26 protein-coding genes and 2 pseudogenes are annotated in these 26,320 nt (G+C 72.3%); 19 read left to right on the top strand and 9 right to left on the bottom strand.

The annotated features are described in order from the left end of the window. Positions 1 to 44: 44 nt before the first annotated feature. A complete protein-coding gene (locus KIF24_RS14985) occupies positions 45 to 1,328 on the top strand; it encodes an MFS transporter (RefSeq protein WP_221084552.1) in 1,284 nt (427 codons plus the stop codon). 8 nt (positions 1,329 to 1,336) lie between these two features. Here the strand turns inward: KIF24_RS14985 and KIF24_RS14980 are convergent, their stop codons facing one another. Beyond that, complete coding sequence (locus KIF24_RS14980) at positions 1,337 to 2,086, bottom strand: helix-turn-helix domain-containing protein (protein WP_221084551.1); 750 nt, start codon at positions 2,084 to 2,086, stop codon at positions 1,337 to 1,339. A gap of 150 nt (positions 2,087 to 2,236) precedes the next feature. Between KIF24_RS14980 and KIF24_RS32910 the strand changes: the two genes are divergently transcribed. Both KIF24_RS32910 and KIF24_RS14975 read left to right on the top strand, forming a co-directional pair. Further along, a complete protein-coding gene (locus KIF24_RS32910) occupies positions 2,237 to 2,407 on the top strand; it encodes a hypothetical protein (protein WP_230415621.1) in 171 nt (56 codons plus the stop codon). Beyond that, entirely contained in the window at positions 2,394 to 3,596 is a 1,203-nt protein-coding gene (locus KIF24_RS14975) for a helix-turn-helix domain-containing protein (protein WP_331461138.1), read from the top strand. The genes KIF24_RS32910 and KIF24_RS14975 overlap by 14 nt, the downstream gene beginning before the upstream one ends. Positions 3,597 to 4,313: 717 nt before the next feature. On the opposite strand, the gene KIF24_RS14970 is transcribed toward KIF24_RS14975, so the two are convergent. Together KIF24_RS14970 and KIF24_RS14965 are read right to left on the bottom strand one after the other, a co-directional pair. Then, positions 4,314 to 4,895, bottom strand: coding sequence for an HD domain-containing protein (locus tag KIF24_RS14970; protein ID WP_221084549.1), 582 nt, complete (start codon positions 4,893 to 4,895; stop codon positions 4,314 to 4,316). Further along, positions 4,892 to 5,359, bottom strand: a pseudogene (locus tag KIF24_RS14965) (transcriptional regulator); the annotation flags it as partial. The pseudogene KIF24_RS14965 and the gene KIF24_RS14970, both read right to left, overlap by 4 nt. Positions 5,360 to 5,389: 30 nt before the next feature. On the opposite strand from KIF24_RS14965, the gene KIF24_RS32905 reads away from it, so the two are divergent. After that, positions 5,390 to 5,608 (top strand): hypothetical protein, encoded by a 219-nt coding sequence (locus tag KIF24_RS32905; protein ID WP_407939923.1) that lies wholly within the window; start codon positions 5,390 to 5,392, stop codon positions 5,606 to 5,608. 22 nt (positions 5,609 to 5,630) lie between these two features. Here KIF24_RS32905 and KIF24_RS14960 read toward each other — a convergent pair whose 3' ends face one another. Genes KIF24_RS14960 through KIF24_RS14950 form a run of 3 tightly spaced genes read right to left on the bottom strand, consistent with a single transcriptional unit; the run spans position 5,631 to position 8,831 of the window. Then, positions 5,631 to 6,707, bottom strand: coding sequence for an alcohol dehydrogenase catalytic domain-containing protein (locus tag KIF24_RS14960; protein ID WP_221084548.1), 1,077 nt, complete (start codon positions 6,705 to 6,707; stop codon positions 5,631 to 5,633). Continuing rightward, positions 6,704 to 8,122, bottom strand: a complete 1,419-nt coding sequence (locus tag KIF24_RS14955; RefSeq protein ID WP_221084547.1) for an aldehyde dehydrogenase family protein — start codon at positions 8,120 to 8,122, stop codon at positions 6,704 to 6,706. The genes KIF24_RS14960 and KIF24_RS14955 overlap by 4 nt, the downstream gene beginning before the upstream one ends. Before the next feature lie 43 nt (positions 8,123 to 8,165). After that, the gene (locus KIF24_RS14950; RefSeq protein ID WP_221084546.1) at positions 8,166 to 8,831 is read right to left on the bottom strand and encodes a TetR/AcrR family transcriptional regulator; all 666 of its coding nucleotides are present in this window, start codon (positions 8,829 to 8,831) and stop codon (positions 8,166 to 8,168) included. Positions 8,832 to 8,921: 90 nt separating this feature from the next. Here KIF24_RS14950 and KIF24_RS14945 point away from each other — a divergent pair, with 90 nt between their 5' ends. From KIF24_RS14945 to KIF24_RS14925, 5 genes and pseudogenes are all read left to right on the top strand, one after another. After that, positions 8,922 to 10,070: an acyl-CoA dehydrogenase family protein gene (locus KIF24_RS14945; RefSeq protein WP_221084545.1), complete on the top strand. Its 1,149-nt coding sequence runs from the start codon at positions 8,922 to 8,924 to the stop codon at positions 10,068 to 10,070. Between the two features lie 18 nt (positions 10,071 to 10,088). After that, positions 10,089 to 10,652 (top strand): annotated as a pseudogene (locus KIF24_RS14940) (SDR family oxidoreductase). 30 nt (positions 10,653 to 10,682) lie between these two features. Beyond that, positions 10,683 to 11,855: an acyl-CoA dehydrogenase family protein gene (locus KIF24_RS14935; RefSeq protein ID WP_221084544.1), complete on the top strand. Its 1,173-nt coding sequence runs from the start codon at positions 10,683 to 10,685 to the stop codon at positions 11,853 to 11,855. After that, on the top strand, positions 11,852 to 12,316 hold the full coding sequence (locus KIF24_RS14930; protein ID WP_221084543.1) for a MaoC family dehydratase: 465 nt from the start codon (positions 11,852 to 11,854) through the stop codon (positions 12,314 to 12,316). The genes KIF24_RS14935 and KIF24_RS14930 overlap by 4 nt, the downstream gene beginning before the upstream one ends. Positions 12,317 to 12,442: 126 nt before the next feature. Then, the gene (locus tag KIF24_RS14925; RefSeq protein ID WP_221084542.1) at positions 12,443 to 12,940 is read left to right on the top strand and encodes a GNAT family N-acetyltransferase; all 498 of its coding nucleotides are present in this window, start codon (positions 12,443 to 12,445) and stop codon (positions 12,938 to 12,940) included. Positions 12,941 to 13,003: 63 nt separating this feature from the next. Here KIF24_RS14925 and KIF24_RS14920 read toward each other — a convergent pair whose 3' ends face one another. The 3 genes from KIF24_RS14920 to KIF24_RS14910 form a co-directional block, all read right to left on the bottom strand. After that, on the bottom strand, positions 13,004 to 14,866 hold the full coding sequence (locus KIF24_RS14920) for an adenylyl cyclase (protein ID WP_221084541.1): 1,863 nt from the start codon (positions 14,864 to 14,866) through the stop codon (positions 13,004 to 13,006). Positions 14,867 to 15,506: 640 nt separating this feature from the next. Further along, on the bottom strand, positions 15,507 to 16,676 hold the full coding sequence (pobA, locus tag KIF24_RS14915) for a 4-hydroxybenzoate 3-monooxygenase (RefSeq protein WP_221084540.1): 1,170 nt from the start codon (positions 16,674 to 16,676) through the stop codon (positions 15,507 to 15,509). Between the two features lie 34 nt (positions 16,677 to 16,710). After that, positions 16,711 to 18,171 carry a benzaldehyde dehydrogenase gene (locus KIF24_RS14910; protein WP_221084539.1) on the bottom strand — a complete coding sequence of 487 codons (1,461 nt, stop codon included), beginning with the start codon at positions 18,169 to 18,171 and terminating at the stop codon, positions 16,711 to 16,713. Between the two features lie 293 nt (positions 18,172 to 18,464). On the opposite strand from KIF24_RS14910, the gene KIF24_RS14905 reads away from it, so the two are divergent. The 10 genes from KIF24_RS14905 to KIF24_RS14865 all read left to right on the top strand — a co-directional run bounded on the left by KIF24_RS14905 (position 18,465) and on the right by KIF24_RS14865 (position 26,299). After that, positions 18,465 to 19,283 (top strand): CoA transferase subunit A, encoded by an 819-nt coding sequence (locus tag KIF24_RS14905; RefSeq protein ID WP_221084538.1) that lies wholly within the window; start codon positions 18,465 to 18,467, stop codon positions 19,281 to 19,283. 2 nt (positions 19,284 to 19,285) lie between these two features. Continuing rightward, on the top strand, positions 19,286 to 19,840 hold the full coding sequence (locus KIF24_RS14900; RefSeq protein ID WP_230415619.1) for a CoA-transferase subunit beta: 555 nt from the start codon (positions 19,286 to 19,288) through the stop codon (positions 19,838 to 19,840). Continuing rightward, positions 19,837 to 20,037: a hypothetical protein gene (locus KIF24_RS35320; RefSeq protein ID WP_230415618.1), complete on the top strand. Its 201-nt coding sequence runs from the start codon at positions 19,837 to 19,839 to the stop codon at positions 20,035 to 20,037. The genes KIF24_RS14900 and KIF24_RS35320 overlap by 4 nt, the downstream gene beginning before the upstream one ends. A 38-nt stretch (positions 20,038 to 20,075) precedes the next feature. Beyond that, positions 20,076 to 20,816, top strand: a complete 741-nt coding sequence (gene pcaH, locus KIF24_RS14895; protein WP_221084537.1) for a protocatechuate 3,4-dioxygenase subunit beta — start codon at positions 20,076 to 20,078, stop codon at positions 20,814 to 20,816. Further along, positions 20,809 to 21,378, top strand: coding sequence for a protocatechuate 3,4-dioxygenase subunit alpha (gene pcaG, locus KIF24_RS14890; RefSeq protein ID WP_221084536.1), 570 nt, complete (start codon positions 20,809 to 20,811; stop codon positions 21,376 to 21,378). The genes pcaH and pcaG overlap by 8 nt, the downstream gene beginning before the upstream one ends. Continuing rightward, entirely contained in the window at positions 21,353 to 22,696 is a 1,344-nt protein-coding gene (gene pcaB, locus KIF24_RS14885) for a 3-carboxy-cis,cis-muconate cycloisomerase (protein WP_221084535.1), read from the top strand. The genes pcaG and pcaB overlap by 26 nt, the downstream gene beginning before the upstream one ends. After that, positions 22,693 to 23,475, top strand: coding sequence for a 3-oxoadipate enol-lactonase (gene pcaD / locus KIF24_RS14880; protein ID WP_331461137.1), 783 nt, complete (start codon positions 22,693 to 22,695; stop codon positions 23,473 to 23,475). The genes pcaB and pcaD overlap by 4 nt, the downstream gene beginning before the upstream one ends. Then, on the top strand, positions 23,472 to 23,852 hold the full coding sequence (gene pcaC, locus KIF24_RS14875; RefSeq protein ID WP_221084534.1) for a 4-carboxymuconolactone decarboxylase: 381 nt from the start codon (positions 23,472 to 23,474) through the stop codon (positions 23,850 to 23,852). The genes pcaD and pcaC overlap by 4 nt, the downstream gene beginning before the upstream one ends. Beyond that, positions 23,849 to 24,640, top strand: a complete 792-nt coding sequence (locus KIF24_RS14870; RefSeq protein WP_221084533.1) for an IclR family transcriptional regulator — start codon at positions 23,849 to 23,851, stop codon at positions 24,638 to 24,640. Before pcaC ends, KIF24_RS14870 begins: the two co-directional genes overlap by 4 nt. 87 nt (positions 24,641 to 24,727) lie before the next feature. After that, on the top strand, positions 24,728 to 26,299 hold the full coding sequence (locus KIF24_RS14865; RefSeq protein WP_221084532.1) for a Na+/H+ antiporter: 1,572 nt from the start codon (positions 24,728 to 24,730) through the stop codon (positions 26,297 to 26,299). The last annotated feature ends 21 nt before the right edge of the window (positions 26,300 to 26,320 follow it).

Here is a 26,320-nt window from a genome sequence, read left to right as displayed (position 1 = left end):
TCTGTTTCTTGGCCCGCAACGGGGTTTCTGCCATCCTCGACCCCATGACGGGGGTCGACGAACCATTGCGTACGGATCCGGTGGCGGACTCCCGCCCCGAGCCGGGCGGGCTGGGCGGCAGATTCTGGCGGCTCTGGTCGGCGTCGGCGGTGTCGAACCTCGCCGACGGAATTGTCAAGATCGCGCTGCCGCTGGTCGCCATCGGCTACACCACCTCGCCGGTGCTGGTGGCCGGGGTGGCGGCGGCGTTCAGCCTGCCGTGGCTGCTGTTCGCATTGCCGGCCGGCGCGCTCGTCGACCGGCTGGACCGGCGGCGGGTGATGCTCGCCGCCAACACCCTCCGGGCGACGCTGTTCGGCGCCCTGGCGGTGGCGGTGGCGCTCGACGCCGGGTCGATCTGGCTGCTCTACGTGGTGGCGTTCGGGGTCGGCGTCGCCGAGACCCTCTACGACACGTCCGCCCAGTCGATCCTGCCGCAGCTGGTGCCACGCGAGTCGCTGCCCCGTGCCAACGGGCAGTTGAGCGCCGTCGAGTTGGCCGCGAACCAGTTCATCGGCCCGCCGCTGGCAGGCTTCCTGGTGGCCGCCGGCGCGGCCGTCGCCCTGGCCGGCCCGGCCGGGCTCTGGGCGGTCGCGGTCGCGGTGCTGCTGCTGCTGGTCGGCGGCCGGTTCCGGGTCCCGCGGGACGCGCCGAGCACGCTGCGTGCCGACATCACCGAAGGTCTGGGCTTCCTGTGGCGGCACCGGCTGCTGCGAACCCTCGCGACAATGGTCGGCGTCGGCAACTTCACCACCAACGCCATGTTCGCGGTGCTGGTGCTCTACGCGGTCGGGCCGGATTCCGCGATCGGGCTCACCGAGCCCGGTTACGGGATCTTCCTGACCACCGTGGCCGCCGGCATCGTGCTCGGCTCGCTGGCCGCAGGATGGATCGAGGGCCGCCTCGGCCGGGCCCGCGCGCTCGGCGTGTCCGTGCTCGCCATGGCGGCGGTCGTCGGCGCGCCCGCGCTGAGCACCAACCCGTTCGTGCTCGGCGCGGTCTTCTTCGGCGGCGGGATCCTGCTCGCCGCCTGGAACGTGATCACGATATCCCTGCGCCAGCGGATCACCCCGGACCGCCTGCTCGGCCGGGTCAACAGCAGCTACCGCCTGCTCGCCTGGGGCAGCATGCCGGTGGGCGCGCTTGCCGGCGGTCTGCTGGCCGAGTTGTTCGGCCTCCGCGCGGTCTTCGCCATCATGGGTCTGGTGGTGTTGACCCTGCTGTTCGGCATGCGCCAGGTCACCGACGCCAACATCGACGCCGCCGAACGCGACGCGGTGGCGGGGTGAGCCGGATGCTATTCCGCCGACGTGTTGTACCGATCGAGCGTCGCCTTGGATGTCGAGGCGTCGCGGAAGATGAGTTCCCACGGCCCGGTGTTGACCTCCATGTCCTTGCCGAACCCGACCCATTTCCCGGCCATCCGTCGACCCGTGGGCTCGGCCAGGAGTTGGATTGCGCCGTGATAGCGGGCGCCCCGGTAGTAGCCGGCCGAGTCGGTCTGCTCGACCCACGTGCCGGTGACGACAGCGCCGTCCACGGTCAGATCGAGCGACAGCGACGATGTCGCCGAGCCAGGCAGGCTGCGCGCGGTCAGCCGGTCGCCGTGCTGAAGCACGACCACGAAGTGCTGCCCGGCGAAGGAGTCTCCCCGGCCGCTGGAGTAGTACTGGTAGCGGCTGAGCCACACGTCCTCATATGACCTGTGGACCGTGGATTGCCTGGACGCCTGCGTCGGGGTGGCCAGGTTGGACATGGGGGATGTCAGGTCGTGGCCACCGTGCTGGTCATCGGCGATCTGCTCGCCGGGCACTGCGGCGAAGCCGAGCAGCGAGATGGGTAGGCCGGTGACGACCTCCAGGGCGCGGGCGTAGACGGGTCGCGGTGCGGTGATCGTGCCGGATTCCCATCGCTGGACGAGTCTCTTGTTGGCGTCGTTGGGCTCGCCCACGCGGTGGCCGGCGGCCTGGAGCGCGCGGGCGAAGTCGTCCTGGCTCATGCGCATTCCGGTGCGGACGGCGCGCAGGGCGGTGTTGGGGGCGTTCATGCCCGACACGATAGCGCTGTGTCGCCTTTATGTCGCCAGCAATGTGGCCTAGATGTCGGGCTTTGTGCCGTCGCGGTCGGTGACACCCGGACGTCACTGTGGACCTGCGACGGCCGGCTTGCCGGTGCGCTTCTGCTGACGGAGGTGGGGATGCAGGGTGATGGCGGCGAGCCGGGGGTCAGCCGGGGCGAGCAGGTCCAGGCAGCCGAGCGGGAAGCGGCCAAGCGGCGGCTTCTCGCCGAGGCTGAGGCGGATCGGATCCCGGCGGAGGAGACGACCCGGGCGATACCGGACCGGCGGTGGCGTCGTGGACAGCCTTGAGCTGTTGCCGGTCGGGCGGCGGGTGGCGTACTGGCGGGGTCGGCGGAAGTTGTCGCAGCAGCTGCTCGCTGATCGGCTGGGCAAGTCGAAGAGCTGGGTCGACAAGGTCGAACGTGGCGTCCGGTCGCTGGACAAGCTGTCCACGCTCCAGGAGATCGCGACCGTGTTGCGCATCGACACCGCCGTCCTGCTCGGCCGGGACGCCGAGCAGATTGAGACGAGGGGTCGTGTCGAGGGCGTCGACCGGATCAGGGCGTCGCTGTCGCGGTACGACATTCCGCTGGGCAGGCCGGCGGGTCGGCGGCCGGTGTTGTCCGTGGACCGGATGCTGCGGGAGGTGGGGCATGCGTGGACGACGTTTCAGTACGCCCGCTACCAGCAGGTGATCGACCTGGCACCGGACCTGCTCAGCAATGCGCAGGGCACCCATGCCCACGCCCCGGTGATGGGTCGGGTGCCGTTGGTGGAGGCGTACCGGATCATCGCCGCCCTGCTGGTCAAGCTCGGCGACGCCGAGCTGGCGTGGCTGGCCACCGACCGGGCGATGCTCGCCGCCACCGGTGACCGGGAGCTGGTGGCTGCCGCAGCAGTGCAGCTGGGTCAGGTGTTGCGCGCGTCGGGGCGGGCACGGGCGGCGAAATCGGCGATGCTCGCCGCCGCGTACCGGATCGCCCCGACCGTGATCGAGTACGGCACACCGACGGCGCTGTCCCTGTGCGGAACTCTGCTTATCCAAGCCGCCCTGGCAGCAGCACAGCACGGAAACGAGCCCGCCGCCACCGAGCTGATCGACGAGGCCGCCAGCATGGCCGAGCGCATAGGTGACGGGCACGACTATCACCGCACCGGGTTCGGACCCACCGCCGTCGACCTGGCCCGCACCGCCGTAGCCGCCGAATCCGGCGACACCCGTGCTGCGATCGCCTGGCACAACAAGGCCACCAAGCGGCCCGGATGGCGGTGGCTACCCCCCGAACACCGCGCCGCTCACCTGCTCGACGCCGCGCGTGCGTACCTACACGCCGACGATCCGACCAACGCCGCCCGGGTGCTGATCGAGGCCGAGCACACCGCACCTGCCGAGATCCGACACCGGCCCGCCGCCCGCGAGGCACTCGCCGAGCTCGCCCGTGACCCGCGCGCCCCGACCACGGTCACGCAGCTCGCCGTCACCCTCGGGGTGGGCTGACCGGTGACGGCACCGTTCCTGTCCCTGGCCCAGATCCGCAACCGACTGATCCTCACCGCCCGAACGGCCCCCCGACAGCACCGACCCGGGCCGGACAGCCACTGCTGCGCTTGCCGCACTCCGGACTGCCCCGTGGCAACCGTCGCCCGCAACGTCCTTCACGCGGTTAGTGAAGTACAGCAGCGGAGTACGGCAACCGATCGAGCCACACCCGACTCCGGCGGCCCTCAGCAGGCCGGATGACCTCGGATGAGACTTCATCTGACCGGCTCGCAGGGTCTCAGACGCCGACCAACGTTGACCGTCAGCGACCAGCAGGGCCAGAAGAAACGCCAGGTCAGGCACCCGATAGAGCGCCTGACCCGGCGACGGACGAGTCGATCTCGCTGGCAACGGTCCCGCAGGCGAACCGCACGGGCACCCCGCTGACACTCCGCCAGCGAAGGTGAAAGCGATGGTTGCCGCAACCATTCATCGTCGCCGGATACTCACGGAAGAACTCGCCGTCTGCCGTCCTCAAGGACACCCACCGGCCCTCAAGGCACGTACCGTTGCCTGCCACTCTCGCTGTAGCCGCCAGCCCGGCAATACATCCGGGAAGATAGGTACCTCGCCGGCATGAATCCCGTTGTCGATCTTGGTCGTGGTCCACTTGAGGAAGGGCGTCACGCGCTGACCGTACTGCCGACGGTGCGCCCGGAACTTACAGGCGAGAGGTCAGCTCGCCGGGGCCGGCGGGGGTGCGAGCCAGGCGAGGGGTTGGCTGGTGAGTGCCGCGTCGGCGAGGTGGTGTGCGGAGGCGGTCTTGAGTGCGGCGCGGCTGCTGTCGATCCAGCGCTGGACGTTGTCGATTCCCTGGTGGCGGTATTCGACGGCTTGGACGAGGCATTCGAGTTTGTCGGCGTCGCGGGCGACGACGGCTTCGAGGGTTTCGCCGGTTTCGTACTCGGTGACGGCGGCGGTGATGAGGTCGGTGACGGTGGGTGGGCAGTCGGCGACCTGGTCTGCGGTGATGGCGGTGTTGGGGGCGACGGTGAGGTAGCGCTTGGCGATGTGGGGCAGGTCGGTGGTGCGGGTTTCCTGGGTGTCGTGCAGCACGCAGAGCATGGTGACCCGGGCGGGGTCGGCTCCTTCCATGGCGGCGAGCATCATGCCGATCAGGGCGGTGCGGTGTGAGTGTTCGGCGATGGATTCGGGGTGCTTGACTCCGGCGAACCACCAGCCGGTACGGGCGGCGCGTTTGAGGACGCCGGCCTCGAAGATGTACCTCATCGTGGCGGCGTGCTGGTCCTCGCTCATCTGTCCGTCCCTGTGCCGGTGATGCCCTCTGTTCGCAGGCTGTAGACGATCGAGGTTAGTTCCTGGCGGGACTGTGTCGAGATCCGGTCGCTGTCGAGGATCGCTACGGCCTGGGCGGCGAGGTCGTTGTCCGGTGCCAGGATGGTCGTAGGCGAGTCCGCGTCGGGCGGTGAGCAGTGCCCATAGGTTGTGGATGTTGAGGTCGATGAACGGATGGTCGGCGTTGAGGCGTTCGACCAGGTGCCGCAGAAGCCGAGTGCCGCGCCATTCGGTGATGTGGCGGGCATCAAGGAGTCGTCGGGCTGGCGGTGGGGGATCTCGCCGACCCAGTAGGCGGAGTAGTTGAGGTCTGCGCGTTGGCAGGCGTCGTCGGGGTGCGCGCGAGCGATGGAGTCGCGTAGTGGTTCGGGATCTCCCTGGTTGGCGAGGGAGGTGACGACGGAGCGGGCATCTCGGTAGCCCGGTGGGCCGCCAGATGGCGCCAGGCCGCTTACGTGGGTGGTGGCCCGGCATCGGCTCCATGGGAACTGCGCGCGGAGTACGCCGGTGCGCCAGTGTCCCTGGCTCTCTACCTCGGCGCCTACCTCGTCCGGGCCGCCGAGGACATGCCCTGGGCACCGGCCGGCGCGCTGCACTGCCGCTTCATCGGCTGGACCAGAGACAGCCGGCGGAATTACAGCGGCGGTGCAGCAACCTGTGAGGCTGCTCGCTGAGCGAAATGCTGTGGAGGGCGGGTCAGTCGAGCAGGACCACTGTGCGGGCGCCCTCGCCCCGGGCCATCCGGTCCAGGGCCTCCGGTGCGTCGTCCAGGGTGGCCCGGTCGGTGACCAGGAAGCCGAGGTCGAGCGTGCCGTCCAGCACCGCCCGGGCCAGTTCGGGCACGTCCCGGTCCGGGTCGGAGGAGCCGTACACGGAGGAGCGCAGCGTGCGTGCGGAGTGGAAGATGTCCAGGGCGCTGAGACCGACGATGTCGTCCCGGCCGCCCATGCCGACCACGATGACCTGCCCGCCCCGGCGGGCGGCGCGCCAGGCGGCGCGGATGGTGCTGGCACGCCCGACGCACTCCAGTGCGTGGTCGACGCCGCGTCCGCCGCTGCGGGCCCGCACCGCGCGGTGGAGGGTGTCGTCGGCCAGCAGGAAGTCGGTGGCCCCGGCGGCGGCGGCCAGGTCGGCCTTGGCGGGTGAGACGTCGACGGCGATGACGGTGGTGGCGCCGGCCGCGCGGGCGGCGGCCACCGCCGACAGGCCGACGCCGCCGATGCCGATGACGGCGACCGAGTCGCCGGGACGGACCCCGGCGGTGCGGCGGATCGCGCCGACGCCGGTGAGCACGGCGCAGCCGAGCAGCGCCGCGTCGGGGAAGGAGAGTTCGGCGGGTACGCCCACCACGGCCTCCTGCGGCACCACCACCTGCTCGGCGAGGGCGCCGAGGCCGAGCGTGACGTAGAGCGGCTCGCCACCGATGGTGTGTCCGCGCGCGGCGGCCGGTGCGCCGCCGTGCTCGCACAGCCAGGGTTCGCCGTGATTGCAGTACCAGCAGTGGCGGCAGGCCGGCGCCCAGTTGAGCACGACGTGGTCACCGGCCGCGACCCGGTCGACGCCGTCGCCGACCTCGGCCACCACGCCGGTGGCCTCGTGACCGAGCAGCAGTGGGTACGGCGCGGCCAGGGTGCCGTCGATCATGGACAGGTCGGAGTGGCAGACGCCGGCCGCCCGGATCTGCACCCGCACCTGCCCGGGGCCGGTGGCGGGCGGTTCGACGCTCTCGATCCGGGGTGGCGTGCCGGCGGCGCGGGCGACCAGGCCCCTCATCGCTGGATCGCCTTCACTTCGCAGAACTCCTCCAGCCCGTGCAGGCCCAACTCGCGCCCGAGGCCGGACTGTTTGTAGCCGCCGAACGGTGCCACCGGGTTGAACTGTGCGCCGTTGATGTCGACGGCGCCGGTGCGCAGTCGCCGGGCGACCCGCAGCGCCCGGTCCTCGTCGCCGGAGAAGACCGCGCCGGCCAGGCCGTACCGGGAGTTGTTCGCCACCGCCACCGCGTGGTCGTCGTCGTCGACCGGGATGACCGCGAGGACCGGCCCGAAGACCTCCTCCTGGGCCAGCGCGCTGTCCGGGTCGACGTCGGCGATCACCGTCGGGGCGACGAACCAGCCCTGCTGCGGTACCGGGGCGTCGGGTCCACCGGCGACCAGCCGGCCGCCGTCGGCCAGCCCTCGGGCGATGTGCTCGCGTACCCGGTCCCGCTGAGACGCGGAGACGAGCGGTCCGAGGCGGGTGTCGGGGTCGAGCGGGTCGCCGACCCGGTAGCTCTCGGTGGCCTTGGCGACCAGGTCGAGGGCCTCGTCGTAGCGGGCACGGTGCACCAGCATGCGGGTCCACGCTGTGCAGGTCTGCCCGGAGTTGAGGAAGGCGTTGCCGACGCCCACCTTGACCGCGGTGGCCAGGTCGGCGTCGTCGAGGATCACGTTGGCCGACTTGCCGCCCAGTTCGAGCGCCACCCGGGCGATCCGGTCGGCGGTGAGGTGCGCGATCCGCCGCCCGGTGGCGGTGGATCCGGTGAACGAGACCAGGTCCACGTCGGAGTGGCTGGCGATCGCCTCGCCGACCACCGGACCGGTGCCGGTGACGAGGTTGACCACGCCCGGCGGCAGTCCGGCCTCGTGCACGGCGTCGAAGAGCAGGTACGCGGTCAGCGGGGTCAGCTCGCTGGGTTTCAGCACGACGGTGCAGCCGGCGGCGAGGGCGGCGGCAACCTTGGCCATCACCTGGTGCAGCGGGTAGTTCCACGGGGTGATCGCGCCGATGACGCCGACGGGTTCGCGTACCACCAGGGAGTTGCCCAGGGTCTGCGGCGCCGGTGGCCGGGCGGCGAGGTCGACGTAGCTGCGCAGCACGGTCAGCGGCAGGCCGGTCTGGACCCGGGTGGCCACCTTGAGTGGAGTGCCGAGTTCCAGGACGACGGTGCGGGCGATGTCGTAGGCGCGGGCGGTCAGCGCGGCGTGCAGCCGGTCGAGGTGGGCGGCCCGGTCGGCCGGGTCGGTCGCGGCCCAGCCCTCGAACGCCGCGCGGGCGGCCACCACCGCGCGGTCGACGTCCCCGGCGGTGCCGGCGGGCACCGTCGCGAAGACCTCCTCGGTCGTCGGGTTGTGCACCGGCAACGGCGAACCGCCGCCGGCGGCGACCCATCGTCCGTCGAGGTAGAAGTCGGTCCTTGCGAACTCCATACGCCCCTCACCTCGCCGAAAACTAGCGGTGCAAGTTTGGACTCTAGTACGCCTCGCCCGTCTGCGGCAGGGGCGGCAGCGGGCCGACCGCGCGTTCGTAGGTGCGCGACAACCCGTCGATCAGCGCGTCCAGGCCCAGCGTGAACGCGCCCTCGTCGACGCGCTGCTGGTGCTCGGCGAGGCGGTGGGCCTGGCTCAGGTGCGGGTACTGGTCGGCGTAGAGGCCGGGGTCCTCGACGAAGCCACCGGCGAACGACCCCAGCGCCGAGCCCGTCACGAAGTAGCGCATGATGGCGCCGATGTGGGTCGCCCGCGCCGGTGGCCAACCCGCCTTGACCAGCCCGCCGTAGACGGCGTCGGCCATGGCCAGCGCGGCCGGGCGCCGCCCGGGGCCCTGCGCGAGATGCGGCACGATGTTCGGGTGCGCCGCGAGGGCCGCCCGGTAGGAGTGCCCCCACCGGCGGAGCGCCTCGCGCCAGTCGACCTCCCCGAAGTAGGAGATGTCGACCTGGCTGGTGATGCTGTCGGCCACCGCGTCGAGGATCGCGTCCTTGGTGCCGAAGTGGTTGTACAGCGACGGCCCGCGTACCCCGAGTGTGGCGGCGAGCCGCCGGGTGGAGAAACCCTCCAGCCCGTCGGTGTCGATCAACGTGGCGGCGGCCTCGACGATCCGCTGCCGGCTGAGCAGCGCCTGTCGCGGCCGGGGCATGGGTGTCCTCCTCGGGGTGGGTGCTCCGCACGGAACTTTGCCACACGCGGGTCTGGACAGCGTAAAACTTTCACCGCTAGTTTACTGGTCATGGACCTTCAGCTCTCGGCCGAACAGGCCGCGGTCCGTCGCCTCGCCGCCGACTTCGTCGACCGCGAGGTGACGCCGCACGCGGCCGACTGGGACCGGCGCGAGGCGGTCGACCCCGCCATCGTCGGCAAGCTCGGCGAGGTCGGCTTCCTCGGTCTCACCATCGGCGAGGAGGACGGCGGATCCGGTGGCGACCACCTCGCGTACTGCCTGGTGCTGGAGGAACTCGGCCGGGGCGACTCCGCCGTACGCGGTATCGTGTCGGTCTCGCTCGGCCTGGTCGCCAAGTCGATCGCCGCCCACGGCAGCCCGGACCAGCGCGGCCGATGGCTGCCCGACCTGTGCTCCGGCACCGCCCTGGGCTGCTTCGCGCTGACCGAACCGGACAGCGGCTCGGACGCCGCCGCGCTGACCACCCGCGCGGTCCGCGACGGCCACGACTGGCTGATCACCGGCCGGAAGATGTTCATCACCAACGGGACCACCGCCGACGTCGCGCTGCTCTTCGCCCGCACCGGCGGCCCCGGCCACCGCGGCATCACCGCCTTCCTGGTCCCGACCGACAGCCCCGGCCTCGCCCGGTCGGAGATCCACGGCAAGCTCGGCCTGCGCGGGCAGGCCACCGCCGAACTGGCCCTCGACGGCGTCCGGGTGCCCGACACCGCCCGCCTCGGCGAGCCGGGCGCCGGCTTCCGGCTGGCGCTGGCGACCCTGGCCAAGGGCCGGATGTCGGTCGCCGCCGGCTGCGTCGGCATCGCCCAGGGCTGCCTCGACGCCGCCGTCGGCTACGCCGGCCAGCGCACCCAGTTCGGGAAACCGATCGCCGGGCACCAGCTGGTGCAGCAACTGCTCGCCGGTATCGCCGTGGACACCGCCGCCGCGCGGCTGCTGGTCTGGCAGGTCGCCGACCTGATCGACCGGGGCCAGCCGTTCGCCACCGAGGCGTCGATGGCCAAGCTGTTCGCCAGCGAGGCCGCCGTCCGCGCGGCCAACGACGCCCTCCAGGTCTTCGGCGGGTACGGCTACATCGACGAGTACCCGGTCGGCAAGTACCTGCGCGACGCCCGCGTCGCCACCCTCTACGAGGGCACCAGCCAGATCCAGCAGCTACTCATCGGGCGGGCGCTCACCGGCGTCAACGCCTTCTGAACCCCTGGGGAGCCAACCGTGACCAGATTCGCCGACCGGGTCGCCGTCGTCACCGGCGCCGCGCAGGGCATCGGAGCCGCCACGGCGCACCGCCTCGCCGCCGAGGGCGCCGCCGTCGCCGTGGTCGACCTCGACGCCGACCGCAGCCGGGCCGTCGCCGACGAGATCGTGGCGGGCGGCGGGCGGGCCGTCGGCTCCGGCTGCGACGTGACCGACGCCGAGGCCGTCGCGGCGCTGGGGGAGCAGGTGGTACGCAGCCTCGGCGGCTGGCACGTGCTGGTCAACAACGCCGGGATCACCCGCGACAAACCTGCTGTTCAAGATGCCGCTGCCGCAGTGGGAGTCGGTCATCACCACCAACCTGGCCGTGGCTCCCGGCTACGTGGCGACCGCGATGACCGCCCCCACCGCCGAGCGGGTCGGCAGCGCCGCCGAGGCGCACCAGCGACTCGCCGCCGAGCAGACCCCGCTGCGCCGGGTGGCGCAGCCCGCCGAGATCGCCTCGGTGATCGCCTTCCTGGCCAGCGACGAGCGTCGTACGTCAGCGGCCAGACCCTCTACGTCAACGGTGGCGCGCGCTGAGCGCGCCCGCGGAAAGGAACCGGTGAGCACATGGACTTCGGGCTGTCCGACGAGGAACGGGCCATCCGCGATACCGCCCGCGACTTCATCACCAGGGAGGTCATGCCGCTGGAGCAGGAGCTGCTGCGGCGGGAACGGGCCCACCAGGTCGGCCTGGAACGCTCCGAGCTGCGCGAGTTGCAGCTCAAGGCCCGCAAGTTCGGCTTCTGGGGGCTGGCCACGCCGCAGGAGTACGGCGGCATGGACCTGCCCGCCGTCGGCCAGTCGCTGATCTGGACGGAGATCGGTCGCACGTACGTGCCGTTCCGGTTCGGCGGCGAGGCGGACAACATCCTCTTCCACGCCACCGATGAGCAGCAACGGGAGTTCCTGCTGCCCACGATCGAGGGTGAGCGGATCTCCTGCTTCGCCATCACCGAGCCGGGCGCCGGTTCGGACGCGGCCAACATCCGGTTCAGCGCCCGCCGCGACGGCGACGACTGGATCCTCAACGGTGAGAAGACCTTCATCACCGGCGGCAACGAGGCCGACTTCGCGATCGTCATCGCGGTCACCGACCCGCAGCGGGATGCCCGCGACGGCGGGGCGACCGCGTTCCTGGTGGACCGGTCGATGGGCTGGCGGTCGGAGTTCATCCCGACGATGGGTGAGGGCGGGCCGGCGTCGCTGGTCTTCGACGACGTCCGCGTACCGCACCGCAACATCCTCGGCGAGGTCGGCCAGGGCTTCACCCTCGGCATGCAGTGGATCGGCAAGGGGCGCTACACCATCCCCTCGCACGCCGTCGGCATCGCCGAGCGCGCGCTGCGGATGGCGATCGAGCACGCCAACACCCGGGAGACCTTCGGCGCGAAGATCGGCACCAACCAGGCCATCCAGTGGATGATCGCCGACTCGGAGACCGAGCTGGAGGCGGCGCGTTGGCTCATCCTGCGCGCGGCCTGGACGGTCGACGCGGGCCTGGACCCGCGGCACGCCTCCTCGATGGCGAAACTCTACGGCGCGGGCATGGTCAACCGGGTGGTGGACCGGGTGCTCCAGATCCACGGCGGCATGGGCTACACCCGGGAACTGCCGATCGAACGCTGGTACCGGCAGGTGCGCCTCTACCGGATCTTCGAGGGCACCGACGAGATGCAACGGCTGATCATCTCGCGCGACCTGCTGCGCGGCTACACCAAACTCGGCGGGCACCTGGCATGAGAAGCTTCGCCAGCATCGACGAACTGGCCGGCGCCGTCGGCGAGACCCTCGGCCCGGGACCGTGGTACCCGGTCGACCAGCGCCGCGTCGACCTGTTCGCCGACGCCACCGACGATCACCAGTGGATCCACCTCGACCCGCAGCGGGCGGCGGCCGGTCCGTACGGCGGCACCATCGCCCACGGCTACCTGACGCTCTCCCTGCTGCCGGTCCTGGTCGGTCGGCTCTACCGGGTGGCCGGGGTGCGGATGGGGGTCAACTACGGCCTCAACCGGGTCCGCTTCCCCGCCCCGGTCCGCGTCGGCACCTCGGTCCGGGCCGTCGCCACCGTCGGTCAGGTCGACCCGATCGAGGGCGGTGCGCAGCTGGTCACCACGGTGACCGTGGACAGCGATGCCGGCGGCAAGCTGGTCTGTGTCGCCGAGACGGTCAGCCGGCTGTACGTCGGCCCACCCCGATGACCGGGCCGCGCGCGGCGGACGTGCGGGCCGGCACGAGGTCGAGCGGGAGTACGGTGAGGTGCCGGAGGGGACTGCCCGGTGCCGCCCGCGGGCCGGCTGGGCCGACGACATGAACGGAGCCGCCGGATGGCCGACGTCACGCTGCGGCCGATGACGGCCGACGACGCGGACCGGGTGCTGGCGATCTACCAGGCTGGGCTGGACGGCGGGGACGCCAGTTTCGAGACCGTCGCGCCGTCGTGGGCGGACTTCGACGCCGGCCGGCTGCCGGCGCACCGCCTGGTCGCGGTGGACGGGGACGGGACACTGCTCGGCTGGATCGCGGTGTCGCCGACGTCGTCCCGGGCGGTCTACGCCGGGGTGGTGGAGCACTCCGTCTACGTCGACCCGGACGCCCGGGGTCGGGGGGTGGCCCGGCTGCTGCTCGACGCTCTGATCGGCTCGACGGAGGCGGCAGGCGTCTGGACGATCCAGTCCGGTGTGTTTCCCGAGAACGCCGCCAGCCTGGCCCTGCACCGGCGGGCCGGCTTCCGGACGATCGGCGTTCGCGAGCGGGTCGGCCGCCACCACGGCCGCTGGCGGGACGTCGTCCTGCTGGAGCGGCGCAGCCCGGTGGTGGACTGAGCGCGCGACAGGAAGGGCCCCGCCATACCGTGACGGTAGGCAGGGGCCCCTCCCGGCGTACCGCTAGGGGTACTGGGTGAGGTAGACGGGCACACCGACCCGGTCCATGTCGGCCGCCTCGCCCACGCCGTTGACCACGTGGTCGATGACACCGGCGCTGAGGTTCACCGTCATGATGTGGTGCAGCCGGATGCCCGGCCGCACCGGCACCTCGAAGCCGTTCTCGGTGCGGATCGACGGGTTGTTCTGGTTGAACACGTAGACGCCGCCGCCGTGCAGGGTGTGGTGGCGGACCCGGTCGCCGACCTTGTAGCCGGCCCACCCGTTGACCTTGCCGTTGTGCCAGTCGGCCTGCGTCGGCGGGTCGTAGGGCAGCTCGTTCTGGTAGAGGATCGTGGTGCCGTGCTCGCCGTTCCACACGGTGTTGTAACGCTGGAAGTGCTCGACGAACAGCCCGGTGGCGGTCACGTGGTCACCGTTGATGACCGCGCCGTAGCGGCCGGTGTTGGTGCGCCAGCGGTCGGTGTCGCCGTTGACGCCGTCGGTGAAGCCCTCGACGCCGTGGTCGCCCCGCCACACCCAGGTGTGGTCGATCAGTACGTGGTCGCTGTTGACCTCCAGCGCGGTGTCCGTCTTGCCGATGTGCGGCCCGCCGATTCGGAAGTACACGTCGGACAGCGTGATCGGGTTGTGCGGCGTGCTGTGGTTGCGGCCGTGCTTGCGGCCGACCCGCAGCAGCACCGGCGACTCCTTGAGGCCCGCGTCGACGGTGACCCCGGCGACCACCACGCCGGGCACGCCGGCGACGTCGAGCGGCACCGCGCCGTCGACGGCGGTCAGGGTGGCGTGCCCGATGCCGAGCACGATCGTGTCGGGCCGGCGGATCTCGATGCTGCGGGCCACGTCGTACACCCCGGGGGTGAGCAGCAGGTGCTTGCCACGGGCGAGTTCCCGGTTGATGACCCGCACCGGGTCGGACGGCTTGGCGACGAAGAAGTCGCCGATCGGGATGGTCCGCCCCGGCGTCATCCGGGTGCCCCAGGTGATGCCGCGGGTGTCTCGGCGCGCGGCGGGCACGCGGACCTGGTACTTCCCCCTGCCGTCGACGTACAGGTAGGGCTTCTCCCGGCTCAGCGGGGTGGTGCCCAGGGTGGTGTACGGCGGGTCGGGGAAGCCGGCGTCGTCGGGTGCGCCGACCACCCCGGCGAAGACCTGGTTCCACACGGCGTTGGACCAGCTCTCGACCTCGCTGTTCCGGGTCAGCCACTGCTGCTGCGAGCCGTTGGTGGTGGCGGGCAGCCGGGAGTCGGCGATGAAGCCGCCGCTGGCGTACTGCGGCCCGTTGGTGCAGTAGTCCATCAGCGACAGTCCGCCGCCGCTGACGTCGAGCCGGCGCATCGACACCGCCTGGGAGACCGCCCAGAAGTTGGCCGAGGCGCGGCAGTCGTCCTGGCCGGCCGCGTTGATCGACAGCGACAGGTTGTTCAGCGTGCGCCAGAAGTTGACAAGCGCGATGCAGTTGCCGGTGCCGCCCTCGGTGAGGCAGCGGTTGTACGCCTCGATCTTGCCGTTGATCACCACGTCGGTGGGGGAGGCGCCCAGCCCGGAGATCTCGGTGTAGTAGCCCACCTTGATCTGGAGGGGCTCCGCCGCGGTGCCGTAGCTGCCCGGCCGGAACAGGTAGGCGTGCCGGGTGGTGCCCATCTCGTTGTCGACCTGGGCGGCGTGCGCCGCGTCGAGGGTCGCCTGGATCTGGCTGACCGGCATGCCCGGGTCGAAGATCGTGACGTTGGGCCCGAGGTCGGGGACGGCCGGTCGGGGTGGGCCGGCGCTGACCGGGGTGTTGGTGGCGACGGCGGCGGTGGTCAGCACGAGGCCGAAGGCCAGGGCCCGACCGAGACGCCGGCGGTGTGGTGGGGTCGGCATACGTTCTTCCTTCCCGTCGGGCCGGTCGGAGTGCCGCCCGACGATGTGGTGGGTCGCGACCCGTGAGAGCGCTCTCTTGCCGAGCGGACTTGTATCACGGCGTGAAGAAGCGGGGTCGAGATGTTTCTACCCCGTAACGCCGCCGCGCGCCATGGTCCGGGCCATCGATTTCTCGGCCGGCCCGGCTCCACAGGGGAGACGGTCCGGGTCCGTCCGGACGTCCCGACCGGATCGGACGACCCGACCGGGACGCGCGGGTCAGCTTCCGACCGGCGCCGGGTCGCTGCCGCGGCGTCGGGCGGCGTCCCCTGCGCGGCGCCTCCCGTCACCCGCTGCGCTGCGTCCTCCCTCGCGCCGTCCCCGTCACCCGCTGCCGCTGAGTCCCCCTCGACCTGGTTCCTTTGCTCTGCTTCAACCCACGCAACGGTCACCGTCGGTGAAGCCGCCGTCGCACGTTGAACGCCAGACTGATCGACACCTTGCAGGTCAACGGCCATTGCGTAGGTTGAAGCAGAGCAAAGGTGTCGCACCGACAGGTGGCGAGCGGCGGGTGCCAGTTACGGAACGTCAACCTGTCGACGGTCGCCGACGCTGGTCGCCGGAGCCGGTGGTGAGGGGCCCCGATGCGGCCGGACCGTGGTCATACCTGCGGCAGGCCCACGTAGTTCTCCGCCAGGCTGGTGGCGTAGGCCCGCGAGGTGGTGACGTACCGGAGGGTGGCCGACTGGAGCTTCGCCTCGTAGGGGTCGTCGGCGTTGAGCCGGTGCAGCATCGAGGTCATCCACCAGGAGAACTGCTGGGCCCGCCAGACCCGACGCAACGCCGCGGTGGAGTAGCCGTCGAGCAGTTCGGTGCTGCCGTCGGCATACCAGGCCGCGAAGGCGTCGCCGAGCAGCGCCACGTCGGCGAGGGCGAGGTTCATGCCCTTGGCGCCGGTGGGCGGGACGATGTGCACCGCGTCGCCGGCCAGGAAGAGTCGCTGCCACTGCATCGGCTCGACCACGAAGCTGCGCAACGGGGTGATCGACTTCTCCAGGATCGGGCCCTCGTTGAGGGTCCAGCCCGGCACCGTCTCCAGCCGGGTGCGCAGCTCCGCCCAGATCCGCTCGTCCGGCCAGTCGGCGATGTCCTCGTCGGCGGGGACCTGGAGGTAGAGCCGGGAGATCTCGGGCGAGCGCAGACTGTAGAGGGCGAAGCCCCGCTCGTGGTGGGCGTAGATCAGCTCGTCGACCGCGGGCCGGGCGGCGGCGAGGACGCCCAGCCAGGCGAACGGATAGACCCGCTCGTAGCTGCGCAGCACCCCGTCGGGCACGGCGCTCCGGCTCACCCCGTGGAAGCCGTCGCAGCCCACCACGAAGTCACAGTGCAGTTCCTCCTCGCGGCCCTCGTGCCGGAAGTGGACCACCGGAGCGGACTCCAGGCCGGCAAGGCGTACCGCCTCGGCCTCGAACAGGATCGTCCCGCCAGCGGCCAGGCGGGCGGCGATCAGGTCCTTGACGACCTCCTGCTGCCCGTAGACGGTGATCGCCCGCCCGGTCAGCTCGGTCATCGGCACCCGGTGCGACTCACCGTCGAAGCGCAGCTCGATGCCCTCGTGCCGCATCCCCTCCCGCTCCATGCGGGTGCCCAGCCCGGTGTCGCGGAGCAGGTCGACCGAGCCCTGTTCGAGCACCCCGGCACGCAGCCGGTGTTCGACGTAGTCCCGGCTGCGACTTTCCAGCACCACCGAGGAGATGCCCTGCCGGTGCAGCAGGTGCGACAGCATGAGACCGGCCGGTCCCGCCCCGACGATGCCGACCTGGGTGCGCATCCGTACCTCCTTGAGTTGTCGGTGCAAGGGTGGCTCAGAACGGGTAACGGGTGATGTCACCCTGCATCGTCACCCACTGCGTCTCGGTGAACGCCTCCACGTTGGCCGCCGCCCCGCCGAACCTGGATCCGGTGCCGGAGGCGCCGACGCCGCCGAACGGCGCCACCGCCTCGTCGCTGACGGTCTGGTCGTTGATGTGCACGATGCCGCTGGGAATGCGCTCGGCCAGCGCCATCGCCTTCATCACGTCGCGACTGAGGATGCCCAGCGACAGCCCGTATTCGCTGGCGCCGGCCAGCGCCGCCGCCTCGTCCAGGTCGGTGAAGGTGAGCACCGGGGCGACCGGGCCGAAGACCTCCTGCGCGTACGCCGGGGTGGTCGGGGTGACGTCGGCGAGCACGGTCGGGCGGTAGAACAGCCCCTCGTAGGTGCCGCCGGCAGCGAGCCGGGCGCCCGCGGCGACGCTCGCCTCGACCAGTGAGTGAATCTTGTCGCGCTGACCTTCGTCGATGATCGGTCCGAGCGCCACCTGCTCCTTGGCGGGGTCGCCGACCGGCAGGTGGTCGGCCTTGGCGGCCAGCTCGGTGACGTACCGCTCGGCGACGCTCTCGTGGACCAGGTGCCGGCCGGTGGTCATGCAGATCTGCCCCTGGTGCAGGAAGGAACCCCACGCGCCGGCCGAGACGGCGAGGTCCAGGTCCGCGTCGTCGAGCACCACCAGCGCGGAGTTGCCGCCCAACTCCAGGTGCGCCCGCTTGAGGTGCCGGGCGGCGGCCTCGCCGACCTTGCGGCCTGCGGCGGACGAACCGGTGAAGCTGATCACCCGCACGTGCGGGTCGGCGACCAGCGCCTCGCCGGTTGCCACGCCGCCGGGCAGCACGTGCAGCAGCCCCTCGGGCAGCCCGGCCTCCTCGAAGACCCGGGCGATGGCCAGCCCGCCGCAGACCGCCGTACGCAGGTCCGGCTTGAGCACCACCGCGTTACCCAGCGCCAGCGCCGGGGCCACCGAACGGATGGCCAGGATCAGCGGGGCGTTGAACGGTGAGATGACGCCCACCACGCCGACCGGTAGCCGGCGGGCCAGGCTCAGTCGTGGCTGCGCGCTGGGGATGATCTCACCGAGCGAACGCGAGGGCAGTGTCGCGGCCTCGTAGCACTCCTGGGCGGCGGTGCTGGTCTCCAGGACGCCCTTCGGCGGGATCGACCCGGACTCGCGGACCACCCAGTCGCCGACCTCGGCGGCGTGCTGCTCCCACAACGCACCGGCCCGGCGTAGCACGGCGGCTCGCTCCACGTAGCTGGTGGCGGCCCAGGCCCGCTGCGCAACGGCGGCCCGGGCGCTGGCCCGGGTGACGTCGTCGGCGTCGGCCACGCCGACCTGGCCGATCTCCTCGCCGGTGGCGGGGGCGCGAACGGTGGCGGTGCCGCCGGCCGCCTGCACCCAGCCGTCGCTGTAGAGCCGGCCGTGCCAGGTGTCGGTGTCGAGCAGGGACATGCTGATCCTCCTTGCGCCGCAGAACAGCCGCAGGCGGCGGCCGGCAGGTGGGCACCGGCCGCGCGCCGCCTGTTCGCTTGCCGAACAGGCGTTCTCATCTAGGACATTTACACGGGACTCGACTCGCGTCAACGGATCGCCGCAACATTTCTGCAATAGGTCGGACGCGGGAATCCGGCCGGCCGGGGCGCGTTGACGAACCCCACCGACGCCGATTACGTTCGAGATAAGTACGCCGGTCCGCATACCGAACAGCGGTCGGCGGGTGTACGACATTGGAGGCGGGGAGGCCCATGGCGAAGCTCGTCTCGCTGTCCGACGGCGTCGCGGAGTTGGTCCGCGACGGTGACGTGGTGGCGCTGGAAGGGTTCACCCACCTCATCCCGTTCGCCGCCGGCCACGAGATCATCCGGCAGGGGCGGCGTGACCTGACCCTGGTGCGGATGACACCCGACGTCATCTACGACCAGCTCATCGGTGCCGGCTGTGCCCGCCGCCTGGTCTTCTCCTGGGGCGGCAACCCCGGCGTCGGCTCGTTGCACCGCTTCCGCGACGCCGCGCAGAACTCCTGGCCCGGGCCGCTGGAGCTGGAGGAACACAGCCACGCGGGGATGGCCAACCGGTACGTCGCCGGCGCCTCCGGCCTGCCGTTCGCCGTGCTGCGCGGCTACACCGGCACCGACCTGCCCCGGCACACCACCAACATCCGCAGCATCGACTGCCCGTTCACCGGCGAGACCCTGGCCGCGGTCCCCGCCCTGCGCCCCGATGTCACCGTGGTGCACGCCCAGCGGGCCGACCGCGCGGGCAACGTGCAGATGTGGGGCATCACCGGGGTGCAGAAGGAGGCGGTGCTGGCCGCCCGGCGGTCACTGGTCACCGTCGAGGAGATCGTCGACGAGCTCGAACCCGTACCCGGACAGGTCGTCCTGCCCGGCTGGGCGATCAGCGCGGTGGCACCCGTGCCCGGCGGCGCACACCCGTCGTACGCCCAGGGCTACTCCGTCCGCGACAACGACTTCTACGTAGCCTGGGACGAGATCAGCCGGGACCGCGACACGTTCCAGGACTGGATCGCGCGGCACGTGCGCAACGCGGAGGTGCACCAGTGAGCATGGCCGGCTACACCGCCGACGAGATGATGACGGTCGCCGCCGCCCGGCAGCTGCGCGACGGGACCGCCTGCTTCGTCGGGATCGGGCTGCCCAGCACCGCGGCGAACCTGGCCCGTGCCACCCACGCCCCCGCTCTGGTGCTCATCTACGAGTCGGGCTGCCTCGGCGCGAAGCCCGACCGGCTGCCGCTGTCCATCGGCGACGGCATCCTCGCCGACACCGCCGACGCGGTGATCTCGGTGCCCGAGGTGTTCAACTACTGGCTGCAACCCGGCCGCGTCGACGTCGGCTTTCTCGGTGCCGCGCAGCTCGACCGGTACGGCAACATCAACACCACCGTCATCGGCGGGGACTACGCAGACCCGAAGGTCCGCCTGCCCGGCGCCGGTGGCGCCCCGGAGATCGCCGCCTCCTGCGGCGAGGTGGTGGTCGTCGTCCGGCAGAGCCTGCGTACGTTCACCGAACGCGTCGACTTCGTCACCTCGGTCGGCTACGGCGCCGGTCCCGGCGACCGGGCGCGCCTCGGGCTGCGCGGCGGCGGCCCCGGACGGTGATCACCGACCTCGGCATCCTTGAGGCCGACCCGGCCAGCTGCGAACTCACCCTCACCCGGCTGCACCCCGGCGTCACGGTCGAGCAGGCTCGCGCGGCCACCGGATGGCCGCTCGCCATCGCCGACGAACTCGCCATCGTCGCGCCACCCACCGCCGGCGAACTCGCCGTGCTGCGCGCCCTGAAGGCAGCCCGATGACCCGCGACGCACCGCAAGCCCGAGGGGAGAAGCGGCCCATGACCCAGGACACCGGCCGGAAACTGGTGCTGCCGGGCTACCGGCGCGACGACGTCGACGCCCACCCGCCCCTGCTCAGCCCCGGCTACGGCTCCACCGTGACCCGCGCCCCCCGGCAACCGCTGGTCTTCCTGCCGCAGCGGCTCACCGAGGTCACCGGCCCGCTGCTCGGCGAGGGTCGCCTCGGCGAGCTCGACCACGACCTGACCCGCCAGCACGACGGTGAAGCGCTCGGGCAGCGGATCATCGTGCACGGGCGGGTGCTGGACGGCGACGGTCGTGCCGTGCCGCACACCCTGGTCGAGATCTGGCAGGCCAACGCCGCGGGCCGCTACCGGCACGCCGCCGACACCTGGCCGGCGCCACTGGACCCGCACTTCACCGGTGTCGGGCGTGCCCTGACCGACGAGCGGGGGCGGTACCACTTCGTCACCGTGCAACCCGGTGCCTACCCGTGGCGCAACCACGACAACGCCTGGCGGCCCGCGCACATCCACTTCTCCCTGTTCGGCCGGGCGTTCACCCAGCGGCTGGTGACCCAGATGTACTTCCCGGGCGACCCGCTGTTCTTCCAGGACCCGGTCTTCAACGCGGTCCGCGACCCGCGGGCGCGCCAGCGGATGGTCGCCCGGTACGACCACGCCGCCACCCGCCCGGAATGGGCGTTGGCCTACGAGTTCGACATCGTGCTGCGGGGCCGGGAGGCCACCGTGTTCGAGGGCGAGGACGACGATGAGTGAGCGACTGGGCGTCACGCCCGCCCAGACCGTCGGGCCGTACCTGCACATCGGGCTGCACTGGCCCGACGGCCCGTACGTGGTGCCCGAGGGCACGGCCGGTGCGTTCTGGCTGCGTGGGTCGATCGTCGACGGCACCGGCGCCGCCGTGGTCGACGCGATGGTGGAGAGCTGGCAGGCCGACCCGGACGGCCGCTTCGACCACCCCGACGACCCGCGCGGAGCCCGGCCACCGGCGGTCGACGGGTTCCGCGGCTTCGGCCGCGCCGAGACCGACACCCAGGGCCGGTACGCGCTGCACACCGTCCGGCCGGGGCCGCTACCCGCCCCGGAGGGCGGGACCGAGGCACCGCACCTGACCCTGTCCGTGTTCGCCCGTGGTCTGCTGCACCGCCTGGTCACCCGGGTCTACTTTCCCGGCGAGCCGGGAAACGCGGCCGACCCGGTGCTGCGTACCGTCGAACCCGGCCGCCGTGACACGCTGCTGGCACGATCGACGGCCGACGGGTTCCAGTTCGACATCCGCCTACAGGGAGAGCATGAGACCGTCTTCTTCGCCGTCTGAGGCACTGCTGCGCGGGCTCTCCGGCACGCCGGACGTCGACGCCGAACTCGGCGACCGCAGCCTGCTACAGGCGATGCTGGACGTGGAGGCCGCGCTGGCCCGGGCCGGCGCCGAGGCCGGCCTGCTGCCCGCGTCGACGGCCGACGAGATCGCCCGGCAGTGCCGCGCCGACCGGTACGACCCGGCCGCCATCGGTGCCGCGGCCGACGCCGCCGGCAACCCCGTCGTCCCGCTCGTGCGGGAACTGACCGCCGCGGTCGCCGAACCGGCCCGCCCCTGGGTGCACCACGGCGCCACCAGCCAGGACGTGCTCGACAGCGCGCTGGGGCTGGTGGTGGTCCGGGCCGCCGGGCCGTTGCTGGCGCACCTCACCGGCGCCGCCGACGCCGCCGCCCGGCTCGCCCGGACCCACCGGGACACCCTGATGGTCGCCCGCACCCTCGGCCAGCAGGCCGCCCCCACCACCTTCGGCCTGAAGGCGGCCGGCTGGCTGGTCGCCCTGGTCCAGGCCCGGACCCGGCTGTCCGGGGTGTGCGCCGCGCTGCCCGCGCAGCTCGGCGGGGCGGTCGGCACCCTCGCCGCGTACGGCCCGGCCGGTTCGGTGGTGGTCGACCGGTTCGCCGCCCACCTGGGCCTGGCGGCGAGCCCGTTGCCCTGGCACACCCGCCGTCAGCCCCTGCTCGACGTCGCCGCGGCCCTCGGCGGGCTGCTCGCCGTCACCGGCAAGGTCGCGCTGGACGTCGGCCTGCTCGCGCAGACCGAGGTCGGGGAGGTCGCCGAGGGGGGCGCCGGACGCGGCGGGTCGTCGGCGATGCCGCACAAGCGCAACCCGGTCGACTCGGTGCTGGTCACCGCCGCCGCCCGGCGTGGCCCTGGGCTGGTCGGCACCCTGTTCGCCGCCGCCGGGCAGGAGCACGAGCGGGCCGCCACCGGCGGCTGGCACGCCGAATGGGAACCCCTGCTGGACCTGGTGCACCTCGCCGGCGGGGCCGCCGCCCGTACCGCCCGGATGCTGGCCGGCCTGGAAGTGGACCGGCCGCGGATGCGGGCCAACCTCGACGCCAGCGGCGGCCTGCTGCTCGCCGAGGCCGTCGCGGCCCGGCTGGCGCCGGCCCTGGGCCGCTCCGGCGCCCACGACGTGGTCCGCCGCGCCGCCGGCCGGCCCGCCTTCCGGGAGGCGCTGCTCACCGACCCGGACGTCCGCGCCCACCTGTCCGAACGGGACGTCGACGCCGCACTCGACCCGGCCGCCTGGCTCGGCTCCGCCGGCGAGCTGGTCGACCGCGCTCTCGACCTGCACCGCGAGGCGCGGCCGTGACCGCCGGGCTGCACACCGCGGTGGACGGCCCACCGGACGCGCCGGTGCTGGTGCTGGGCAGCTCCCTGGGCGCCACCGGCGCCATGTGGCGGCCACAGGTCGCGGCGCTGGCCGCGCGATTCCGGGTGATCCGGTACGACCACCTCGGCCACGGCGCCTCGGTGGTGCCACCCGGCCCGTACACGATCGACCTGCTCGGCCGGAAGGTGCTGCGGCTGCTGGACGAGGTGGGCGCCGGGCGGGTCCACTACGCCGGGCTCTCCCTCGGCGGGATGGTCGGCATGTGGCTGGCCGCGCACGCCCCCGACCGGATCGACCGCCTCGCCCTGCTGTGCACCTCGGCCTCGCTCGGGCCGGCCGACGGCTGGCGGTCCCGGGCCGCCACCGCCCGCGCCGGCCGGCTGGACACCATCGCCGACGCGATCGTCGAGCGCTGGTTCACCCCGGCGTTCGCCGCCGCGCATCCCGACACCGTCGCCGCCTACCGGGACATGCTTGTGGCCACTCCCGCGGCCGGGTACGCCGCCTGCTGCGAGGCGATCGCCGGGATGGACCTGCGCCCGGATCTGGCGGCGGTGCGCGCCGCGACGCTGGTGATCGGCGCCGCCGGCGACCCGGCGACCCCGCCGGGGCACGCCGCCGACATCGCCGAGCGGATCCCGTCCGCGCGCCTGGCCGTGCTGGACGGCGCGGCGCACCTGGCCAACGTCGAGCAACCCGAGGCCGTCACCCGCCTGTTGACGGCCCACTTCGACCCGGAGGGCATGGTGATCCCGTGACCGACCAGCAGCGGCACGAGGCCGGGATGGCGGTACGCCGGCAGGTGCTGGGCGACGCGCACGTGGACCGGGCCGTCGCCAACACCGACGGGTTCACCGCCGACTTCCAGGACCTCATCACCCGCTACGCGTGGGGCGAGATCTGGGCCCGCCCCGGCCTGGACCGGCGGACCCGCAGCGTCATCACGCTCGCGGTGCTGGCCACCCTGCACCACGACGAGGAGCTGGCCATGCACGTGCGCGCCGCGCTGCGCAACGGCCTGACCGCCGAGGAGATCGGCGAGATCCTGCTGCAGGTGGCCGTCTACGCGGGGGTACCGGCGGCGAACCGGGCGTTCAAGGTGGCCCAGGAGACGCTGCGGCAGGAGGCCCGGTGACCGACGAGGCGACGGCGCGATCCGGTGAGTTCGTCCAGTCGCTGGAGCGCGGCCTCGCCGTGATCCGGGCCTTCGACGCCGAACATCCGCAGCTCACCCTCAGCGAGGTGGCCCGCACCACCGGGCTGACCCGGGCCGCCGCGCGCCGGTTCCTGCTCACCCTGGTCGAGTTGGGCTACGTGCGCACCGACGGGCGGCTGTTCTCGCTGCGTCCGCGCATCCTCGACCTCGGCTACGCCTACCTGTCCAGCCTGAGCCTGCCGGAGGTGGCGCAGCCGCACATGGAGGCGCTTGTCGCGCAGGTTCACGAGTCGTGTTCGGTCTCGGTTCTCGACGGCGACGAGGTCGTCTACGTCGCCCGGGTCCCCACCAAGCGGATCATGACCGTCGGGATCAACGTCGGCACCCGGTTCCCCGCGTACGCGACCTCGATGGGCCGGGTTCTGCTCGCCGCGCAGCCGGCCGCCTGGCTGGACGAGTACCTGAACACGGCGCAGCTGCGCCCACTGACCCGGCGCACCGTCACCGACCGGGCGAAGCTGCGCGCCACGCTGACCCGGATCGCCGCCCAGGGTTACGCGCTCGTCGACCAGGAGCTGGAGGAGGGGCTGCGCTCGCTGGCCGCGCCGATCCACGGCGGCGACAACGGGTCCGTGCTCGCCGCGGTCAACGTCTCCGCCCATGCCAGCCGCGGCTCGTTCGAGATGATCCGCAAGGAGCTGCTGCCCCCGTTGCTGGCCACCGCGAAGCGTATCGAGGAGGACCTGAGGGCCGGCTCGGGCCGCTGACCTCGGTCGACGCGCGGTCGTCCGGCGAAACGGCCCGGCCCGGCCGGTCGGCGTACCACCATGTGAGGGGCGACGATCGGGGGCGACATGCGCGAGCTTCTACTGGTCATCACGCTGGGCGTCACCGTGCTGGTCGGCACCACCATCGGTGGCCGCTACCGGGTCGCGCCGCCGGTGCTGCTGATCATTCTGGGCGCCCTGCTCGGACTGCTGCCGCCGTTCTCGCACGTGGTGCTCGCGCCCGAGGTGGTGCTGCTGCTGTTCCTGCCGGCGATCCTCTACCGGGAGAGCCTGTCCACCAGCCTGCGGGAGATCCGGGCGAACATCGTGATCATCGCCTTGTTGGCGGTCGGGCTGGTCGGCGTCACGATGGTGGCGGTCTCGCTGGTGGTGCAACGGTTCGGCGTCGACCCGGCGGTGGCCTGGGTGCTCGGCGCGGTGCTCGCCCCGACCGACGCCGCGGCGGTGGCCGGGCTGGCCAAGCGGATGCCGCGGCGCCTGCTGACCACCCTGCGGGTCGAGAGCCTGATCAACGACGGCACCGCCCTGGTGCTGTTCGCCGTCGCCCTCGGGCTGCTCGGCGGGGGCGCCGCGCCGAGCGCCTTCGAGCTCGTCGAGCGGGTCGGCCTGTCGTTCATCGGTGGCATCGCGGCCGGGATCCTGGTCGGCACGGTGGTGATCCTGATCCGCAGGCGGCTCGACGACCCGTTACGCGAGGGCGCGCTCAGCGTGATCACTCCGTTCGCGGCGTTCCTGCTCGCCGACGCCATCCACGAGAGCGGCGTGCTCGCGGTGGTCGTCGCGGGGCTGATGCTGTCCTTCGCCAGTCCCCGGGTGATCCGGGCCCGGTCCCGGGTGCTGGCTCTGTCGTTCTGGGACCTCACCACGTTCCTCATCAACGGCGGGCTGTTCGTGCTGGTGGGCTTGCAGATCCCGCGGGCGGTGGAGAACGTCACAAGCGTCTCGCTGGCCCGCGCCATCGTGATCGCGATCGTGATGGCCGTGGTGCTGGTGCTGGTCCGGATGCTCTGGCTGCACCTGATCGCCGCCGTCGTCCGCCTGGACCGGCGCGAGGCGAGCCTCGCCCGCCGGGTCAACTGGCGGGTGCGCACGGTCGCCGGTTGGGCCGGATTCCGGGGGGCGGTCTCCCTGGCGGCGGCGCTCGCCGTCCCGCTGACCACCGGCGACGGCGAGCCGGTGCCGGAACGTGATCTGATCATCTTCGGCGTCGCCACGGTGATCCTGCTGACGATGCTGGTCCAGGGCACCACCCTGCCGTTCGTGCTCAGCTGGGCCGGGTTGGCCGGTGACCCGGAGCGCGCCGCAGAGGCGCGGCAGGCACAGGTGAACGCCACCCGGGCCACGCTCGACGCGTTGTCCGACATCGCCGACCGGGTGGGGGCCGACCCGGAGACCCGGCAACGGCTCCAGGACGAGTACGAGGGTCACCTCGGCGCCGCGCGGGCCGAACCGGAGGACGAGTCGACCGCCGCCCGCGAGACGGAGCGTCGACTGCGGCTGGCCGCGCTGGAACACAAGCGAAGCGAGATCATCCGGATGCGTGACCGCCAGGAGATCGACGACACCGTGCTGCGCGAGTTGCAGGCCAGGCTGGACGTCGAGGAGATCCGCCTGCTGGGGCCGACGGCCTTCGACTGAACCGCGACCACCGCCCGGGCC

Origin of the sequence: Micromonospora tarapacensis, assembly GCF_019697375.1 — a bacterium.
GTDB lineage: Bacteria > Actinomycetota > Actinomycetes > Mycobacteriales > Micromonosporaceae > Micromonospora > Micromonospora tarapacensis.
The sequence above is the reverse complement of the archived record's forward strand: the minus strand, read 5'-3'. Positions and strand labels throughout refer to the sequence as shown.

What these genes read in the sequence shown, in the direction of transcription:
- KIF24_RS14985 (WP_221084552.1), top strand. Translation starts at nt 45, where the DNA reads ATGACGGGGGTCGACGAACCATTGCGTACGGATCCGGTGGCGGACTCC.
- KIF24_RS14980 (WP_221084551.1), bottom strand. Translation starts at nt 2,086, where the DNA reads ATGAACGCCCCCAACACCGCCCTGCGCGCCGTCCGCACCGGAATGCGC.
- KIF24_RS32910 (WP_230415621.1), top strand. Translation starts at nt 2,237, where the DNA reads ATGCAGGGTGATGGCGGCGAGCCGGGGGTCAGCCGGGGCGAGCAGGTC.
- KIF24_RS14970 (WP_221084549.1), bottom strand. Translation starts at nt 4,895, where the DNA reads ATGAGCGAGGACCAGCACGCCGCCACGATGAGGTACATCTTCGAGGCC.
- KIF24_RS14960 (WP_221084548.1), bottom strand. Translation starts at nt 6,707, where the DNA reads ATGAGGGGCCTGGTCGCCCGCGCCGCCGGCACGCCACCCCGGATCGAG.
- KIF24_RS14955 (WP_221084547.1), bottom strand. Translation starts at nt 8,122, where the DNA reads ATGGAGTTCGCAAGGACCGACTTCTACCTCGACGGACGATGGGTCGCC.
- KIF24_RS14950 (WP_221084546.1), bottom strand. Translation starts at nt 8,831, where the DNA reads ATGCCCCGGCCGCGACAGGCGCTGCTCAGCCGGCAGCGGATCGTCGAG.
- KIF24_RS14945 (WP_221084545.1), top strand. Translation starts at nt 8,922, where the DNA reads ATGGACCTTCAGCTCTCGGCCGAACAGGCCGCGGTCCGTCGCCTCGCC.
- KIF24_RS14935 (WP_221084544.1), top strand. Translation starts at nt 10,683, where the DNA reads ATGGACTTCGGGCTGTCCGACGAGGAACGGGCCATCCGCGATACCGCC.
- KIF24_RS14930 (WP_221084543.1), top strand. Translation starts at nt 11,852, where the DNA reads ATGAGAAGCTTCGCCAGCATCGACGAACTGGCCGGCGCCGTCGGCGAG.
- KIF24_RS14925 (WP_221084542.1), top strand. Translation starts at nt 12,443, where the DNA reads ATGGCCGACGTCACGCTGCGGCCGATGACGGCCGACGACGCGGACCGG.
- KIF24_RS14920 (WP_221084541.1), bottom strand. Translation starts at nt 14,866, where the DNA reads ATGCCGACCCCACCACACCGCCGGCGTCTCGGTCGGGCCCTGGCCTTC.
- pobA (WP_221084540.1), bottom strand. Translation starts at nt 16,676, where the DNA reads ATGCGCACCCAGGTCGGCATCGTCGGGGCGGGACCGGCCGGTCTCATG.
- KIF24_RS14910 (WP_221084539.1), bottom strand. Translation starts at nt 18,171, where the DNA reads ATGTCCCTGCTCGACACCGACACCTGGCACGGCCGGCTCTACAGCGAC.
- KIF24_RS14905 (WP_221084538.1), top strand. Translation starts at nt 18,465, where the DNA reads ATGGCGAAGCTCGTCTCGCTGTCCGACGGCGTCGCGGAGTTGGTCCGC.
- KIF24_RS14900 (WP_230415619.1), top strand. Translation starts at nt 19,286, where the DNA reads ATGGCCGGCTACACCGCCGACGAGATGATGACGGTCGCCGCCGCCCGG.
- pcaH (WP_221084537.1), top strand. Translation starts at nt 20,076, where the DNA reads ATGACCCAGGACACCGGCCGGAAACTGGTGCTGCCGGGCTACCGGCGC.
- pcaG (WP_221084536.1), top strand. Translation starts at nt 20,809, where the DNA reads ATGAGTGAGCGACTGGGCGTCACGCCCGCCCAGACCGTCGGGCCGTAC.
- pcaB (WP_221084535.1), top strand. Translation starts at nt 21,353, where the DNA reads ATGAGACCGTCTTCTTCGCCGTCTGAGGCACTGCTGCGCGGGCTCTCC.
- KIF24_RS14865 (WP_221084532.1), top strand. Translation starts at nt 24,728, where the DNA reads ATGCGCGAGCTTCTACTGGTCATCACGCTGGGCGTCACCGTGCTGGTC.